Below are 12,627 nucleotides of genomic sequence, written 5' to 3' on the forward strand. Positions count from 1 at the left end.
GTGGGCTTTACAAATCTTCTGAGGTGACCATGTCTGTTGCGCGGATGAGGTAGGAGTCCAGGTCGGGGGCGGCAAGTATCCTGCCGGCGGTGGCGAGGTCACAGCCGATGATGAGGCTTCGTGCGTATAGGTCCTGGCCGACGCACCACTGAAGGTCCTTCGGCCACCAGTACATGGGAATCCGACCGGCGTCGGTGACGGGAACAACCGCGGATCCCGTCTCGTCGATCAGGATGCCTGAGTAAAGCGCCATTTCTCGTGCGGAGGGGGAGAACTCGATGGTCGCTTCGCTGCTTGCTTCGCCGTAGCCGACCCAGCTCGCAAAGTAGTAGCGGTTTTCGTTAGCTCGGAGCTCGCGGATCAGTGGCGTTGCAAGACTCGGATGAGGGTCACCCATAGCAGGTTCTGCATTGTCGGGCGACAGGACGGTGCCGAGGTGGGCCATGAGTTCATCCCACTGCATCCACGGACTCGGTTCCAGGCAGTTGCGTTCGACGATGTCCGACCACGGCATGATCGTTCCATCACTGAACTCGACGGGGTTGAGGATGCGCACATACCGCTCATAGCCTGGCGGGATAACTGACGTGACGAGGTTGCCAGTGCGATCTAGTGCAGCGGCCAGGGGCTCGGCAATTCGGGTATCTAGCTCGTGGTGCAAAGAACTCATGGCGACCCTTCCGTCAAGGTCACCCTACTGTCCGCCTATGATGCACAAACCGATCCGTCCGCGGACGGCCTACGCCGCCGATGCAGGACATGAACCACCGACGAGACCCCGGCCTGCACGAGGCCACCGGATGTCGATAGTCGAGAACTTCAGTCGACGGTCAGGACTCGAATCGCTCGTTCGAACAGCCCTGCCGCAATGCCTTCAAGCGCAGTTCGATGATCCACATTGCTGTGCTTTGGCGACGGAACGAGGCGGATTACATCGTCGGTGTTGACGCTTACTATTCCGCCCCAGCTCTCTCCGTCGGAATCAAGGACTGAAGCCGAGCCGTTGGACCATCCCCATTTCTCTGACTTATGGCGGCTGATATTCGCGCTCAAAATGAAGGTCTTCACCTCACCGGTTGGCTGCTTGATCGGCGCGTGAATGATCTGTGCCAGGCTCACGACATCGCGGCGCAGTTCGAACTGGGTATCGACGACCTTGTAGCTGCTCATCCGGTCATTGTGCACCACACACGATCCTCACACGGGGAGCTGGCATGGGGGCTGGCTCTACCCGTTCTCGCGTCCAGGAAGTGGGGCACCGCCCAGGAATGCTTCATATGCTTCGCGAGCAGCCTCTTCAACAGAGGGTTGCTGCGAGCTGTAGCGACCATCAGTTCGGTCACGTTTAGGTCCTGAAAGCCAGTATTCATCGCCCGAGTCGACGTCGTAGAAATTTGAGTCGAAATTTGCGCGAGAGGTGCCTGTCACCCGATGCAGTGTGCGCCCCTGAAAGTACGCAGTGCGCCAGGTCTTACTGAAGCGCACGCGCGAGATCTATGACGGTCCTCTATCTGTTCCATGACCTGTCTTCAGTTGGACGTACATGATGCGTTCATTCACATGCTCAGAGTAGTGACACTGAGCATCCCGGTGGAGGATCCTCGATCGGCACCGCGCGCCTTCTGGCCGGCTGGTCGTTCCGCAATAAGTTCTAAGTGAGCCCGCCATGCGCGGGGAACGTAAGGGAAGCCCATGAGAAGAACCGGTGTCGCGAAGCCGGCTTCAGTAGCAGCGACGATTCTGTTTGCCGGCATACTGCTGGCTTGGTTCTGGATCAAGATTCAACAGGGCTTCGTGCTGGGGGTTGCTGCTGGTCTCCAAGTCTTCATGGTTGCCGCGGCAGCTCTACTCTTCGCCCCCTTCCTTGTCCTCATTTACCTTTGCCTGAAGCCTCAGACGGTGTTCAAAGATCGTTCATCACAGGGCAGCTCTCTTTTCGCAGGCCTAGGGTTTATTTGGCTCTTCTGTGCCCTGTTTCTCTCCCTCTTCGTTGGGTTCGCTCCGTTCTAGATGGAAGTCACTCAGCAAAGAGCGGTGCGAGCGTCTTCTTAGCGCCCGCCCAAAGATCCCTCAACGGGCGCCGACGAAAGTGGCAAGCCATTGCAGCCAATGTGCGCCTAGTGCTCGGAATCTCTAACGCGGTCACGAGCACCAGCTACTAGAGCGTCGTACTCCTCCACGAACGGCTCAGTCTGAGACTTCTCGAGCAAAACTTCGAGATTCCACAACACGCGTTGCTCAGCTTGGTCCTCGAACCGGTTGTCTTCAGCCCGGTTGAACCTAGCTACCCACGAGTGCAGAACCATAGCCTCGTCAGAGCTGAGTTTGATACTCACCGACGTCACTCATACCCCCACCGCTTACGTTGGCCTCCGGTTCATACCGGCCGGCCCCTTTATACAGTGCAGCAAGGCCCGCTTCCACACCACCATCACTCCTGCCCGTATAGCGATCCTGCAGCGCGACACTTGATTGTTCACGCCGTATCACCCCCAATGATGACCAACAGGTCATCTTCTCGCGGGCGTAGCACCAGGATCACTAGTGAGCGACTCACTGACGTTCTCAACCCGAGCTGGGTGACGTGACGAGCACAGACTGTCCCGATAAATGCCGGAAGCAGCCTGTGCTCGTCGGAGAATTGTCCTACTGGCGGTGTCGGGCCTGCATTCCCAGCATGGCGCCGGCAGTGAGCACGCCCATGCCGAGCAACCCTGCACCGAGAGCGGGGCCGGTGATCGTGTCATTGTGACCGGCACCTGGGACGCCGGTGTCGGCGCCTCCTACCGGGAGCTGCGCCACCTGAGGTGTTTGATAAAGACCGTCTTCCGGTGTCGGGAACGTGCCGTATGTCTGGACGAAGTTGATGTAGCAGGGGTAACGGCCATCAGGGAAGACGATGCTGCCCGGAGCCTGCGTGCACAGGTCGGTGCCCTCGGCGGTGATCACGCCGCCCGGGACGATGGTCACGGTGGCCGGGTCGATGACCGTGGCTTCGTTGAAGGGGACAAGGCTGATGGGAGTGATCGGGTACCTTCCGCCGGGAATGGCTTCGACACCCGTGGAGCAGGGATACGTGCCATCCGGATAGGCAATGCTTCCCGGGCTGATAGCACACAGATTCGTCCCGTCCGCTGTGAGCAGACCACCTTTTGCCTGGGTAACGCTATCCGGGTCGACTATGGTGGCCTGGTCCAGAGGAACGAGATTGATCGAATCCGGTGCAGCTACTGCAGCTGTTGATGCACTGACCAGTACGGCTGCTGCCAAAGCACATCCGGTTAAAGCAGAACTGAAGTTCAAGGTTGTATCCCCCTTCATACAACCCCCTGTGGACAGCATTGAGCCCAGTCAAGCAGAACAACAGTCAATATGACCGCACGGACACTGTGGTGACGATGGTGCCTGATAGGGATCCTGCTGCGTACTCTTCGAGCCGCGTTTCTCTATCTCGGGGCGAAAGCCGAGATGTACACCGGTTCTCCGGCATTGGGGTTGTTACCGAGTAACCGGATGAGTCCGCTCTTACGTGGGCTCGCGAAGGCCTTAACCGGCTCGTGCTGCATCTCGACGAAGAGCTCGAATCGACGTCCACGAGCGTTCTCTTCTATCCACTGGTGGACCTGCGTCAGATCCTCAACGTCGCTAAGAACAAAAGCCTCGAGCATCCAGCCCGCCGGCGGTGATGCTTGTTCCCAGAAGTTGACCCGGTAGAACGGAGAGTCAACGAAATCGTGGTTCTCCGCGTGGACCGTTTCAAATGCCTGCATGCTCCCCACGGTAGGCACCTACATCCCCGCAGGCGGCTGAAGTCAGCAAACGCTCACTGTCCCGTTCGCCGATCGGCTTGCGGGCGGGCTGAAACCTCATGGTGTTACTACCCTGCCCAAGGGAAGCGCCTGCCACACCGAGTAGCATGGCCCCAATTGACCAGCAACGGGAGGATCTCATTCAATGCCGCACTACGTCGTCTTACAGGTAATCCTCAAAGAAAAGCTGCTTGGAACTGGATCGGGCAACCTGACTTCGCTGGAGAAGTCCATCAACGATCAAGCCGCAAAGGGCTACCGGCTCCACACCATCACCACCTCGAGCAGCGGGAGCAAAGGACTTGGTGGCGGTGACCGCATTCAAGCGACGATGGTGTTCGAGAGTCTTGCATAGAGCGCTTTATCTGGTCCCTCAGCGGGACGCTCTTTGAGGGATCCTCAACGGAATAAAGGCATTGAGGCTTGTCCTCAGTAGGCTCGAGGGAGACGCCAGGCAAGGGGGCAGCATGACTGACGAGATTCAGATTCGGCAGTGTGTCGACGGCGACTTGGACGCATTGGAAGCGATAGAGCCGCCGGGATCGGGCATCGCCCGCAATCTCCTGAAGCACCAGGCCGCCAGCACCGTTGTCTACGCAGCGGCCTGGTGCAAGCACCAACCTGTCGGGACCGTCGTGCTGGATCTCGTTTCCGATTACGTTACGGAGCTGAAGCATCTTTATGTGCAGGAGTCCGCTCGAGGCACCGGTGTAGGGACAGCCCTGTGCGCCTGGACAGAGACCTACGTCGAACAGTCAGGATTCGACAAGCTCTACCTCAGCGTCAGCACCGAAAACGACAGTGCACGCCGGCTTTATGAGCGCTTGGGCTTCACTTCTACGGGACGATCAACAACGACGACCTACCAGTACGTCGACGACGACGGGCAGAAGCAGTGGACGACCGAGACCGACGAAGTCTTCGAAAAAGCACTCGTCGACTGAGCTCCATCGCCCCGCGGCACGATACTGAGCGGTTGAGGATCGGTATCCGAGACGGCTGCACTGGCCACACTCACACTGCTGAGAACTTGGACGATCAGGTAAGCACTCTAAGAAGGTTGCCTGGCCTACTGTGAAGCATGCGTCTGACCCATGATCCCGTTCGACCTGACAAGCAGCAGGTCGCCCTAGTCCTCCTGATCGGAGTCTTAACAGCAGGGCTGTGGTACGGCTGGTTCGGCTGGGACACCGAGTATCAGTACGATCGATCGACGGGCCGTATGGGCGGGCCCTATGCCGTGTGGCAGGGTGTCGGGGCCTTCCTTTGCAGCATCCCGGTGTTCTGGTTGGCGCAACGCCTGCTGCGTTTCGCTGTTGCCTTCTTGGTGATGCCGGCTAGCTTCACCTTCGCTTGGATCACCACAGCTGCCGCGGCAGACGTCACCGGGCTCTGGATGATCGGTGCGATTCTCGTTGGTTTCGGTTCCGCCGCCGGTTCGGCTGTGATGCTCGGCCTGATAGCTGCCGTCGACGCTGATCTGAGAAATGACACTCGCTCCACCACGACTCCTAGCTGACGACTTTTACATTGAACTAAGCCAGCGATGGAAGGTCGACTCCTCACCTCTAACTGACTAGCAACTTCGATCACGACAGACGCTGTCCCGGTAGCCGATCGGCTTACGGGGCGGTCTATACGAAGCGTATTCTCCAATCTATGGACGCCCCGCGACCTCTCCCGGCCATTGGTGCTCCCGCCGTCAGGGCCCTAGCGGCGGCGGGGGTACGAAGCCTGGATGATGCGGAGGGCGTCGGCCTTGATCACCTCGAGGCGCTTCACGGAGTTGGACCGAAAGCCATTCGCCTCCTACGAGCCGCGCTCGAGCAATAGCGCATGGAAGCCGACCCTTGGCTTGCTTCGAGACGCGCGCCGAGGGATCGATCAGCGAGTGGGGAAGTCGCCTTCGTAGTCGTTCCACATGCCGGCCAGGATGTGCATCGCGAACAGCTGGTCGTCCACGGACGCGTCTTTGCCAGCGAAGGCCATGACGAAGTAGTTGACGCTGAATCCGTCGTCGAGGGTTGCCTCGTATTCCGTCGCCGAGGCGTGGGTCCGGAAGCGGTAGTAGTTGGCTTCAGCCGTGCTGTACGCCTCGACGCACTTGATGTCGCTGTTACACGCCGTATCGGTGATCTCCACGACGTCGGTAGTGACGTCTTTCCCGATGTGTTTGGCGTCCATCACGTCTTCGAGCGTGAGGGTGAGTTGGGGGTGCAAGAACCAATAGATCATGCCCGCCACACAAATCAGTGGCACTCCCACCAGGACAGCAATCATCCAGTTCTTCCCCATACCGCCCCAGTATGCAGGAGCGGGTTCTAGGATCACCGGATGGATCCCTTTGACGTCACGGCCGAGCACGAAGTGTTCCGCGTCAGCGAGCGACGCCAGCCCGGCGGGGCGCTGTCCTACGACTTGCTGTGGGTCAACGGACCAGCCAGTGGGACATACGGCTTCACTGTCGGACGGTCCACGCTCGGGACGGGAGAAATCACCCCGGACGATGCAGCCCGCATGACACGAGAAGAGCTCGTGGCGGAAGTACGAGGGTTCGTCGAGCACGTGTACGAATCAGGAGGCATCGGTGAGACCTGGCCGGACCATGTCCCGGCCCGCGACCGCCAGTGACCGCTAGCGGATCCCGTTGCGTGCAGGCTTTTAGCGGGGTGATTGATAGAGGTTTGCGAGGAGCGTGATGACCTCCCGCAGGATCGCCGGCGGGTCAGTTCTGTCCCAACCAACATAGATAGGCACGGGTGGTGCGTCGCGGACGCGCCGGTATGTGAGGCCTTGGCGGCGGTATTGGTGTGCTGTTGATTCTGCGGTGACGCCGCGGGCTGCGCCGCTGCTGATGAGGGTGAGCCAGTCATCGACGTCGTTGGTGGGGATAGTGCGATGTGGTCGGCCGTCCTCGGGCCAGAGGCCGAGTTGGGTGCTTCCGGTTCGATGATCGACCGCCAACGCTGACTCCGCTACCTGGGCGAGGGTGACGGTGCGTTTGGTGACCAGTGGGTCATCGACGGACATCGCGCAGTAGCGTTTTTCCGCACCGATCAGGGCCAGCTCGAGGTTCACTGCTTCAGGGACGCGGCGCAGGATCACCAGGTCACTGGTGCCCTCATTCAGTCCTGCGGTCGGAGTGTTCGTCCGGACCAGACGCAGCTCATGGTGCGGGAGGGCTGCAGCCCATCGACGTTGGAACTCAGGGGTGTGCTTGCCCAGGGCGGACCACGCGTACCCGATCCGGATCGTGCTCACACCAGTGAGTGCTTCCTGGCGTAGATCAGCGACGACAGCCAGGGCCCGGCGGGCATGGCGCAGGACTCGTTCCCCGGCCGGAGTCAGTTCCACGCTGCGGGTGGTGCGGTGCAGGAGCCGGACACCCAGGACGGATTCCAGGGCTGCGATATTGCGTGAGACAGCGGTCTGGGAGATCCCGAGTTCGATCCCCGCATCGGTGAACGTCCCCGAATCGACGACACTCGCGAGGGATCGAAGGTGACGCAATTCCATATCCACACCTCCAGCCTATCCATGCGCCCAGCGCATCAACACGAGCATTCATGCATTATGTGCAGGCAGTCAATGGTGGTCAGACTTCCACAATGACGACAACTGGACACACGGGCAGAGGCCAGGCAAGGGGTATCGGCGTTGCACTGGGAGGGGCGCTCTCGAACCAGCTCGGAGCCACCAGCGGGTCCCTGGCCTTCCCGGTCATCGGGCCGGTCGGCGTCGTCGCCGTCCGGCAGGTCATCGCCGCGCTGATCCTGCTCCCGATCGTTCGGCCGCGGGTGTGGGAGTTGACCCGGGCGCAGTGGTGGCCGGTGGTGCTCCTGGCACTGGTCTTCGGGACCATGAACCTCACCCTGTACCTGGCCATCGAACGCATCGGCCTCGGGTTGGCGGTGACCCTGGAGTTCTGCGGGCCCCTCGCGGTGGCCCTGCTGAGTTCCCGGACCCGGACCAACGCACTCTGCGCTGTCATCGCCGGTGCCGGCGTCATCGCGATCACGCGGCCCCAACCCACCACCGATTACCTGGGCCTCGGGCTCGGGCTCATCGCCGCGTGCAGTTGGGCCGCGTACATCCTGCTCAACAGGACCATCGGACACCGCATCCCAGGGGTCCAGGGCACCGCCACGGCCATAGGGATCTCCGCCGCGTTGTTCCTGCCCATCGGCGCCTGGATACTCGTCACCACCCGCCCGGAACCGCCCACTGTGCTCTACGCCGTCGGCTCCGGTGTCCTGGCCTCCACGATCCCGTTCGTGGCAGACCTCATCGCACTACGCAGGGTCTCAGCAAACCTCTTCGGGATCCTCATGAGTATCAACCCCGTCCTGGCCGCCCTCATCGGCGCGACACTGCTCCATGAGCACCTCGGCACCCCCGAATGGGTAGGCATAGCCCTCATCGTCACCGCGAACACCACAGCCCTCCTCCTCCCCGGCAACCCACAACGGCCCGGATAGGAACCACGCGATCCTCGAAGATGTCACTGGTCACAGGCGTTGCTGACCATCCCCGTGACCGATCAGTGCACGTGCTGCCAAGGCGTCGCACCAGCCACCTGTGGTCGACCTTCGGCGGGACGTCCGCCGGTCAGCGATCCTCCACCATCTCGGGCACACCCCACCGACGGGGGTTGTGACCCTAGTCCTGTCCAGGGTGCAGCGTCGCATCTGCATCGGTTCCGACCCATCGGGTGAAGGTGGTCGTGAGGTTGGCCCGCGTGGGAGAGGCGCAGAACGGGCCGGCTTCAGCACGCGCGGATTCGTCAAGAGGGGCGACGCGGACGAGCCGGAAGGGCTCATCCCCAGCGCGGGCTCTGATAGTGACGGCGTTACCGGCCCTGCTGAGGCGCACTGTGATTTCCCGGCCGATCCACTCAGGGACAGGTGCTACGGACCAGTCAGAGACCCCATGTGTGACGACGGCCCCCACCTGGGGGATTCCGTCGGACACCTCGACACCGGCTTTGATCCACACGGATTCCGAAACGTGAAGATAGATCCCTGCCTGGTCGAACTGCTCGGTGTAATCCAACAGAAATGAGACCTCCATCGCCCCTTCTGCAGGTAGCGGTGCCAGCAAGGCATGCGCGCTGTCATGGACGAAGCCATACGAGGTGTGCCTCCACGCGTCACTTTTCTCCGCTGCGGTCACCTGCAGAGTCCGACCATCAGCGACCACACCTACGGGCGGGTTGCGCCATGTCCCCCGGCCCCAGTCATCGTGAGCTTCTCCGGTTGCTGGTGTCACGTCATATCCCCTCGCTCGATCGCTCGATTCGCAAGCTCTATTCAAGCAGTGTCACATCCGACACCATGGCGAGGGTCCGCTGACCGACCGGCATACGGGCAATCACGGCAGGCGCCGACAGCTTCGAGGTCTCTATCGTGTACACATGACCGAGGTGAAGTACGTGCGAGACGTGAAGCGACTCCTCGAGCCCATTTTCGAATCGCTGCTCAGCGCTGCAGAGCTGGAATCGTCGACGTTCCGGCTGGAGCGGGTCGCCGACGGTGGGAATGGCGGAGAGCTTCCTGGCGACACCATCATCACGACGAACGACACGTGGGTCAGGTGGCAGGTGCTTGGCGAAGAGGGCGGATCCGGCAGTCTCCGCCCTGAGGATGGCGAAGATGCGCTCATTCGTTTCGTGCAGAGTGAGCTTCAAGACTTCATTGCCGAGAGTCGTTTCGGGTGGGGACAGCTTCGTGTCCCCCGCGACCTGCCCTGGCCAGCTACGTCCTGACAGCACGCAGATCATTACTGGCAACGTGGCGGATGGCTCTGGCTAGACTCGAGGGCATGGCGAGGGGGACGAACCATCAAGCAGCACGCAGAAGGAAGAACTCGCGCTGTGAAACGTGACGCTGCGGTGCAGGGCAACCTGGGCGCTGTATTCGCCCTCATCCCAGTGATGTCCTTTCAGAACGCCACCTGGTATCTGCGTGTCTGAGGAGTCCGTCGCACTCGCCATCCTGCTCCTCACCATGGTCCTCCTGCCGGCCGTCTGCCTGTTCGTCGTGCGCCAAGCCGCTGAGGGATTGATCGTTCGGAACGCAGCAGCGGGAATCCGCACCAGGTACACGCAGGCATCCGATGAAGCATGGGTCGCCGGTCATCAGGCCGCCCTCCCAGCACTGAAGAAGATGAGGCTCGTCGCTGTCATCGGAATATTCTCCGCGGTGGGCGCACAACTCCTGGCCGGCGGACAGGCCGGACCTCTGACGGCCTTCGCGGCGCTCATCGCGCAGACCGTGGTCCTCTTCAGGTCGACCGCGGCCGCCAATCGTGCTGCACGCACGGCACCCAGGTGATCGGGTGTGGCAGCACTCAGCGGCGGTCTGGTTCAGTGATTACGGGCCTGCCGGCCAGTCTCACCATGCATGCCCAGTCGCCTGCGGAGCTGCTGGGCGGCCGGCCCACCGGCAGGACGCCGAGGGCCGGGGCGATCGAATCGGACCGCGATAGTAGGGTGCCGATCGCGTCGGCTTGGAAGGATGGCTGGTGAAGGGAGAGCCGTGATCGCTGCACTCAACAGACTCGTCGAGTTGCTCGAGGACCGTCTGACGGGCGACCTGGACGTCAATGCTCTGGCAACCGGACTCGGGACGACGGAATACCACCTCCGGCGGATGTTCTCGTCGCTGACCGGCATGCCGCTGTCCGAGTACATCCGGCGCCGCAGGATGACACTCGCCGCGGCCGAGGTCCTCGGCGACGATGACCTGCTGAGCATCGCGGTGCGCCATGGCTACGGATCGACTGAAGCATTCGGCCGAGCGTTCCGCTCCGTCCACGGCGTCGGGCCCAGCGCTGTCCGCCGAGACGGTGGTCCCCTTCGTACTCAGTCACAGCTCAGGTTCCGCCTGACCGTCGAAGGGAACATCACCATGGACACCCGCATCACAGAGCGGCCGGCGTTCAATCTCGTGGGCCACGCCATGCGCGTGCCCCTCATCCATCAGGGCGCCAATCCCCACATCCAGGCGCACATCGCTTCCGTGCCTGCCGCAGAGCACGCCCGGCTCAAGGAGTTGAGCAACACCGAGCCGACCGGGCTGCTCCAGGTGAGCCTCGACGTCGACCCTGACTACGTCGAGGGCAGCGAGCTGACCTACGTGCACGGCGTCGCCGTCACCGACACGACCCGGACCTCCGACGATCTGTGGACGGCCGATGTTCCTGCCGGCACATGGGCCGTATTCCGCACCGAGGGTGAATACCCGGCTACCCTGCAGGCGGTCTGGGCAGCCACAGCCACGGACTGGTTCCCTTCCAACCCGTGGCGCCTCCGCCCCGGACCATCGATCGTCGCGGTCCTCGATCACGCCGAGGATTTCAGCACGGCCACCTGCGAACTATGGCTGCCGGTAGAACACGCAGACTGGACCGACCGCCAACCCTGATGCGCCGGGGCTGCGTGTCCGCACAGGGATCGGGGGTCCTGTGCGGACGGAATCGCCCGTTCATGAGGGCGGGCAGCGTTACTGCCTGGGTCCGATGCCGACCGGAAGACTCACGCCGGGAGGGATGACGTCTCGTCGCGGAGAGCGGGACAGTGCTCCGGGTGGGGGTGCAGGGAGATCTCGATGACGCGGTCGAGCTGGGCACGCGCCTTCTCCAGTTCGGCGATGCTCTCGGTGATCCGGTTGCGCTCACGCTGGAGCAGGGCCAGTGCCTCGTCGCTCGCCTCACCCCTGTCGACGCACGGAAGCAGGTCCACGATCGTGCGACTGGCAAGTCCTGCAGAGAAGAGCTGCTGGATCAGCTGGACCCGCTCCACGGCTCCCTCCTCGTACACGCGCTGGCCCCGCGCCGTCCGATCCGCCGGCAGGAGTCCCTGCTCCTCGTAGTAGCGCAGAGCCCGGGTGCTGACCCCGGTCCGCTCGGCGATGTCTCCGATGCGCACAAGCGCTCCTCTCCTCCGACTTTCCTTCGACATCCGGGCCGGACTTGCCCTTGACGTCAACGTGAAGTCCTACTGTAGCCGAGCAGGCAGGGCACGAGGCCCGGCCGCGAGAATGGAGAACGCCACACATGGACATCACCGACCAGATCGCCCTCGTCACCGGATCCAACCGAGGCATCGGGCGCCGTTTCGTCGACGAACTCCTTGCACGGGGAGCCCGGAAGGTCTACGCCACGACACGACGCACCGACACCCCCGAGGCCCGTGATCTCGCGGCCCTGGACCGCGTCGAGGTGCTCCGGCTCGACATCACCGATCACGCCGCGGTGGTGGCAGCGGCACGGACGGCGTCGGACGTCACGCTGCTGATCAACAACGCCGGCATCGCCACCTCGACGCCCCTCGTCACGGGCGACCTCGACGCGCTCCGCTGCGAGATGGACACGCATTTCTGGGGCACGCTGGACATGATCCGCGAGTTCGCTCCGACCCTTGCGGCGAACGGCGGAGGGGGAATCGTCAATGTGCTGTCGGCGCTGTCCTGGTTCTCCTATCCCGGGAACGGAGGCTATGCGTCCGCGAAGGCTGCCGAGTGGAACATGACCAACGGCGTGCGGCAGGACCTCGCGGCGCAGGGCACGCTCGTTCAGGGCGTCCACCTCGGTGCGGCGGACACCGACATCATGGCCGGTTACGACGGACCGATGATCGACCCGGCACTCGTACCCCGTGCGTCCTTCGACGGACTGGCCGTGGGCGCGATCGAGGTGGTCGTCGACGAGTGGAGCGCGATGGTCAAGGCGTCACTGGCCCACGACCCCGCCGCTCTCTACGCGCAGCTCCCAGGGCACTGACAGCAGGGCACTGACAGCAGGTACTGGTCGGCAGGCA

18 protein-coding genes are annotated in these 12,627 nt (G+C 62.3%); 10 read left to right on the plus strand and 8 right to left on the minus strand.

The window, feature by feature from the left end; genetic code table 11:
* Positions 1-7 precede the first annotated feature (7 nt).
* Together ACX80L_RS05340 and ACX80L_RS05345 are read right to left on the minus strand one after the other, a co-directional pair.
* Positions 8-670: a hypothetical protein gene (locus tag ACX80L_RS05340; RefSeq protein ID WP_133082104.1), complete on the minus strand. Its 663-nt coding sequence runs from the start codon at positions 668-670 to the stop codon at positions 8-10.
* 149 nt (positions 671-819) lie between these two features.
* Positions 820-1,170, minus strand: a complete 351-nt coding sequence (locus tag ACX80L_RS05345) for a hypothetical protein (RefSeq protein ID WP_459288172.1) — start codon at positions 1,168-1,170, stop codon at positions 820-822.
* 522 nt (positions 1,171-1,692) lie between these two features.
* Here ACX80L_RS05345 and ACX80L_RS05350 point away from each other — a divergent pair.
* Positions 1,693-2,010 (plus strand): hypothetical protein, encoded by a 318-nt coding sequence (locus ACX80L_RS05350; RefSeq protein ID WP_459288174.1) that lies wholly within the window; start codon positions 1,693-1,695, stop codon positions 2,008-2,010.
* Positions 2,011-2,646: 636 nt separating this feature from the next.
* On the opposite strand, the gene ACX80L_RS05355 is transcribed toward ACX80L_RS05350, so the two are convergent.
* Positions 2,647-3,303, minus strand: coding sequence for a hypothetical protein (locus ACX80L_RS05355; protein ID WP_459288176.1), 657 nt, complete (start codon positions 3,301-3,303; stop codon positions 2,647-2,649).
* Positions 3,304-3,446: 143 nt separating this feature from the next.
* Complete coding sequence (locus tag ACX80L_RS05360) at positions 3,447-3,770, minus strand: hypothetical protein (protein WP_459288178.1); 324 nt, start codon at positions 3,768-3,770, stop codon at positions 3,447-3,449.
* A gap of 184 nt (positions 3,771-3,954) precedes the next feature.
* Between ACX80L_RS05360 and ACX80L_RS05365 the strand changes: the two genes are divergently transcribed.
* The 3 genes from ACX80L_RS05365 to ACX80L_RS05375 all read left to right on the plus strand — a co-directional run bounded on the left by ACX80L_RS05365 (position 3,955) and on the right by ACX80L_RS05375 (position 5,328).
* Positions 3,955-4,164: a DUF4177 domain-containing protein gene (locus ACX80L_RS05365; RefSeq protein WP_459269200.1), complete on the plus strand. Its 210-nt coding sequence runs from the start codon at positions 3,955-3,957 to the stop codon at positions 4,162-4,164.
* A gap of 112 nt (positions 4,165-4,276) precedes the next feature.
* Positions 4,277-4,753: a GNAT family N-acetyltransferase gene (locus ACX80L_RS05370; protein ID WP_459288180.1), complete on the plus strand. Its 477-nt coding sequence runs from the start codon at positions 4,277-4,279 to the stop codon at positions 4,751-4,753.
* Between the two features lie 137 nt (positions 4,754-4,890).
* A complete protein-coding gene (locus ACX80L_RS05375; RefSeq protein ID WP_133082098.1) occupies positions 4,891-5,328 on the plus strand; it encodes a hypothetical protein in 438 nt (145 codons plus the stop codon).
* Positions 5,329-5,693: 365 nt separating this feature from the next.
* Here the strand turns inward: ACX80L_RS05375 and ACX80L_RS05380 are convergent, their stop codons facing one another.
* A complete protein-coding gene (locus ACX80L_RS05380; protein ID WP_459288182.1) occupies positions 5,694-6,104 on the minus strand; it encodes a hypothetical protein in 411 nt (136 codons plus the stop codon).
* 39 nt (positions 6,105-6,143) lie between these two features.
* Here ACX80L_RS05380 and ACX80L_RS05385 point away from each other — a divergent pair, with 39 nt between their 5' ends.
* Positions 6,144-6,440, plus strand: a complete 297-nt coding sequence (locus ACX80L_RS05385) for a hypothetical protein (protein WP_459288184.1) — start codon at positions 6,144-6,146, stop codon at positions 6,438-6,440.
* A gap of 30 nt (positions 6,441-6,470) precedes the next feature.
* Here ACX80L_RS05385 and ACX80L_RS05390 read toward each other — a convergent pair whose 3' ends face one another.
* Positions 6,471-7,325 (minus strand): LysR family transcriptional regulator, encoded by an 855-nt coding sequence (locus ACX80L_RS05390; RefSeq protein ID WP_459288186.1) that lies wholly within the window; start codon positions 7,323-7,325, stop codon positions 6,471-6,473.
* A 92-nt stretch (positions 7,326-7,417) separates the two neighbouring features.
* Here ACX80L_RS05390 and ACX80L_RS05395 point away from each other — a divergent pair, with 92 nt between their 5' ends.
* Entirely contained in the window at positions 7,418-8,287 is an 870-nt protein-coding gene (locus ACX80L_RS05395) for an EamA family transporter (protein ID WP_459288188.1), read from the plus strand.
* Positions 8,288-8,468: 181 nt separating this feature from the next.
* On the opposite strand, the gene ACX80L_RS05400 is transcribed toward ACX80L_RS05395, so the two are convergent.
* Positions 8,469-9,077 carry a DUF1349 domain-containing protein gene (locus tag ACX80L_RS05400; protein ID WP_459288190.1) on the minus strand — a complete coding sequence of 203 codons (609 nt, stop codon included), beginning with the start codon at positions 9,075-9,077 and terminating at the stop codon, positions 8,469-8,471.
* Positions 9,078-9,222: 145 nt separating this feature from the next.
* Here ACX80L_RS05400 and ACX80L_RS05405 point away from each other — a divergent pair, with 145 nt between their 5' ends.
* The 3 genes from ACX80L_RS05405 to ACX80L_RS05415 all read left to right on the plus strand — a co-directional run bounded on the left by ACX80L_RS05405 (position 9,223) and on the right by ACX80L_RS05415 (position 11,233).
* Entirely contained in the window at positions 9,223-9,573 is a 351-nt protein-coding gene (locus ACX80L_RS05405) for a hypothetical protein (protein ID WP_459269192.1), read from the plus strand.
* Between the two features lie 199 nt (positions 9,574-9,772).
* Positions 9,773-10,141, plus strand: coding sequence for an SdpI family protein (locus tag ACX80L_RS05410; RefSeq protein WP_459288192.1), 369 nt, complete (start codon positions 9,773-9,775; stop codon positions 10,139-10,141).
* 204 nt (positions 10,142-10,345) lie between these two features.
* Positions 10,346-11,233 carry an AraC family transcriptional regulator gene (locus ACX80L_RS05415; protein ID WP_459288194.1) on the plus strand — a complete coding sequence of 296 codons (888 nt, stop codon included), beginning with the start codon at positions 10,346-10,348 and terminating at the stop codon, positions 11,231-11,233.
* 110 nt (positions 11,234-11,343) lie between these two features.
* On the opposite strand, the gene ACX80L_RS05420 is transcribed toward ACX80L_RS05415, so the two are convergent.
* Entirely contained in the window at positions 11,344-11,736 is a 393-nt protein-coding gene (locus tag ACX80L_RS05420; RefSeq protein WP_459288196.1) for a MerR family transcriptional regulator, read from the minus strand.
* A gap of 128 nt (positions 11,737-11,864) precedes the next feature.
* Between ACX80L_RS05420 and ACX80L_RS05425 the strand changes: the two genes are divergently transcribed.
* Positions 11,865-12,590, plus strand: a complete 726-nt coding sequence (locus ACX80L_RS05425) for an SDR family oxidoreductase (RefSeq protein WP_459288198.1) — start codon at positions 11,865-11,867, stop codon at positions 12,588-12,590.
* Positions 12,591-12,627: the final 37 nt, after the last annotated feature.

The organism is Arthrobacter sp. MDT1-48-3, assembly GCF_054511015.1.